The following is a 2,922-nucleotide window of genomic DNA, read 5'->3' on the forward strand; positions in this document are numbered from 1 at the left end:
GATCTGTTCCTTGGTCACGACCTTGTCACGCTGCGTGAGCAGCAGGTCCATCAGCATCCATTCGCGCGGCGACAGCTCCATCGCCTCGTTGCCGATCGCGGCGCGCCGGGTGTCGCGGTCGAAGCTCAGCCGCCCCATCTCCTGCGCCGACGCGGTGGCCGCGCTGCGGGTGCGGCGCAGCAGCGCGCGGATGCGGGCCTCCAGCTCGGGGAAGTCGAACGGCTTGGTCAGGTAGTCGTCGGCGCCCGCGTTCAGCCCGGCGACGCGGTGGTCGAGCCCGTCGAGCGCGGTCAGCACCAGCATCGGCAGCGTCGGCCGGGCGGCACGCACGCGCTTGAGCACCGTCAGGCCGTCGACCAGCGGCAGGCCCAGGTCGAGCACGCCGAGATCGAACTGCTGGCGCAGCAGCAGGTATTCGGCGACGGCGCCGTTCGGGGCCACGTCGACCTCGAAGCCGGCCAGTGCCAGGTTGGCGCTGAGGGCATCGGCAAGGATGGCGTCGTCTTCGGCAAGCAGCAACTTCATGTGCGAAGCTTAGCGACTTCAGTGGCGAATCCGCATCGCCGGATACCCGAACGGCTTGCGGTGCTGGCACACTGTGCCGAATTCGATTCCGCCCCGGTGGCCCGCATGCACGACCACGCCGCACTGATCCAACGCTTCTACGAAGGCTTCTGCCGCCGCGACTGGTCCGCGATGGGCAGTTGCTACCACCGCGAGATCCACTTCACCGATCCGGTGTTCGACCTGCACGGCGCCGATGCGGGGATGATGTGGCGCATGCTCTGCACCAACGGGCGCGACCTGCGGCTCGAGTACACCGGCATCCAGGCCGACGACCAGAACGGCTCGGCGCACTGGGAGGCGAACTACACGTTCTCGGCCACCGGGCGCAAGGTGCTGAACATCATCGACGCGAGCTTCGAGTTCCGCGACGGGCTGATCGTGCGCCATGTCGACCAGTTCGATTTCTGGGCCTGGTCGCGGCAGGCACTCGGCGCGCCGGGTTGGGCGCTCGGGTGGTCGGGGCTGCTGCAGAACAAGATCAAGGCCAAGGCGGCTTTCAATCTCGCTCAGTTCAAGGCGAAGAACCCCGCCTGAACTACGCCATCCCGCCGTTGATCGAGATCACCTGCCCGGTGATGTAGCCGGCCTCGTCCCCCGCGAGGAACCCCACCAGCGCCGCCACCTCGTCCGCCGTGCCGGCCCGCTTGGCCGGCACCAGCTGGCCGATCGCCTTGTCGTCGAAGGCCTGCGCCGTCATGCGCGACGCGATGATGCCCGGCGCCACCGCGTTCACCGTGATGCCGCGGCTCGCCAGCTCCAGCGACAAGGCCTTGGTCGCGCTGTTCAACGCCCCCTTGGCCGCCGCATAGTTCGTCTGCCCGCGGTTGCCCATCACGCCGGCCACCGACGACAGGTTGATCACCCGGCCCCAGCGCGTGCGGATCATCGGCATCACCAGCGGCTGCGTCACGTTGAAGAAGCCGTGCAGCGACACGTCGATCACGCGGTGCCACTGTTCCTCGCGCATCGCCGGGAACACCGCATCGTCGTGCAGCCCGGCGTTGTTGACGATCACCTGGATCGCGCCGATCTCGGCCAGCGGCAGCAGCGCCGCCTCGCAGGCCGCGCGATCGGTCACGTCGAAGCAGACCGCCTCGGCCGAGCCGCCCGCGGCGTTCAGCTGCAGCGCCAGCAATTCGACCGCCTCGGGCCGCGAGTTGGCATGCAGGATCACATGGAAGCCGCCGCGCGCCAGCCGGCGCGCGATCGCGCTGCCGAGGTCGCCGCTGGCACCGGTGACGAGTGCGCGCCGCAGGGAAGGGGTGTCGCTCATGGTGTCTCTCCAGGATGGAGCACGACCGCGGCCCGCCCGTCGGCCACCGGCGTGCCGGCATGCTGCACGCGGAACGCGTAGAGCAGCTGGTGCGCATCGCCGGCCACGCGTTCGGCGACGACGTCGAGCGCGCCGGGCAGGTCGTGCAGGTGCAAGCGGTGGCAGCGCACGCCGCGCGCGCTCGCGAGGAAGCCCGGCGCGGCCGGCGCGCCGGTCGATTGCGCGAGCAGCGCGCCATGCAGCGCCATCGCCTGCGCCGCGTACTCGATCGCCGCGGTGGCGAGCAGGCCCGACGCGGTGCGCAGCGGGTGGTCGGCGGCATGGTGGCCGGTGGCGCGGCAGCGGATGCTGTGCGCATCCCAGGCCAGCAGGCCGTCGAGCAGGCACATCGACCCGGCGTGCGGGATCAGTGCGGCGATCCCGGCCTGGTCGAGCAGCAGGGCCTCGTCATTCATCACGAGCGGTGGATGTCCACCCGCAGCGACAGGCCGGGCTGGCAGTCCAGCACGACGCGGCCTGCTTCGCCGCGCGCGATCAGTTCGAGCAGCGGCAGCGCGCGTGCCGCGGGGATCTGCTGGCGCAGCGCCTCGAGCGCCGCATCACGGCATGGCGTCGGCGGCTGCGGCGCCTGTGCCGCGATCACCAGCCGCGCCACCGCGCCATCGCCGATCGGCCGCAGCACCAGCGCGACGCCCAGGCTGTCGGGCAGCGGCCGCGTGGCATGCAGCGGCTCGGGGTAGGGCGTGTCGCTCGCGACCAGCAGCACCGGCTGCGACGGCTCGCCATGCAGCTGCCCGGCCGCTTCGATCAGCCCGGCCGCGAAGCTGGTGTCGAAGCCGCACAGGCTGGTCGACGCGGCCCGGCCGGTGACGGCGATGTGCCAGTAGCCCGCCGCGGCGTTGTGCACCGAGTTCGTGAAGCGCGTCGGCGACACCAGCCGGTCGTTGCCGGCCAGCGCCTCGCACAGCGCATGGCAGTTCGCGCCATCGCCGCTCGACGAGGCGAACACCGTGGCGGCGAGTGCCGGGTCGATGCCGCCGTGCCGGCAGGCCTCGTCGGCGACGGCCAGCGCGATCTTGATC

The 2,922-nt window shown here is 71.1% G+C and carries 5 protein-coding genes; 1 reads left to right on the forward strand and 4 read right to left on the reverse strand.

Annotated elements, in window-relative coordinates; all coding sequences use genetic code 11:
- Positions 1–525, reverse strand: a 525-nt coding sequence (locus tag AC1D15_RS24975) for a response regulator transcription factor (protein WP_477828099.1), incomplete at its 3' end; no start/stop codon positions are given.
- A 105-nt stretch (positions 526–630) separates the two neighbouring features.
- Between AC1D15_RS24975 and AC1D15_RS24980 the strand changes: the two genes are divergently transcribed.
- Positions 631–1,101, forward strand: a complete 471-nt coding sequence (locus AC1D15_RS24980; RefSeq protein ID WP_465112463.1) for a nuclear transport factor 2 family protein — start codon at positions 631–633, stop codon at positions 1,099–1,101.
- 1 nt (position 1,102) lies between these two features.
- Here AC1D15_RS24980 and fabG read toward each other — a convergent pair whose 3' ends face one another.
- The 3 genes from fabG to AC1D15_RS24995 form a co-directional block, all read right to left on the reverse strand.
- Positions 1,103–1,840 (reverse strand): 3-oxoacyl-ACP reductase FabG, encoded by a 738-nt coding sequence (fabG, locus tag AC1D15_RS24985; protein WP_465112464.1) that lies wholly within the window; start codon positions 1,838–1,840, stop codon positions 1,103–1,105.
- The gene (locus AC1D15_RS24990) at positions 1,837–2,295 is read right to left on the reverse strand and encodes a hotdog family protein (protein ID WP_465112465.1); all 459 of its coding nucleotides are present in this window, start codon (positions 2,293–2,295) and stop codon (positions 1,837–1,839) included. The genes fabG and AC1D15_RS24990 overlap by 4 nt, the downstream gene beginning before the upstream one ends.
- The coding region (locus AC1D15_RS24995; protein ID WP_477828100.1) for a beta-ketoacyl synthase chain length factor at positions 2,295–2,922 on the reverse strand (628 nt) is incomplete at its 5' end. The genes AC1D15_RS24995 and AC1D15_RS24990, both read right to left, overlap by 1 nt.

This window comes from Rhizobacter sp. P2_H2 (assembly GCF_056403375.1).

What these genes read in the sequence shown, in the direction of transcription:
- AC1D15_RS24980 (WP_465112463.1), top strand. Translation starts at nt 631, where the DNA reads ATGCACGACCACGCCGCACTGATCCAACGCTTCTACGAAGGCTTCTGC.
- AC1D15_RS24990 (WP_465112465.1), bottom strand. Translation starts at nt 2,295, where the DNA reads ATGAATGACGAGGCCCTGCTGCTCGACCAGGCCGGGATCGCCGCACTG.
- fabG (WP_465112464.1), bottom strand. Translation starts at nt 1,840, where the DNA reads ATGAGCGACACCCCTTCCCTGCGGCGCGCACTCGTCACCGGTGCCAGC.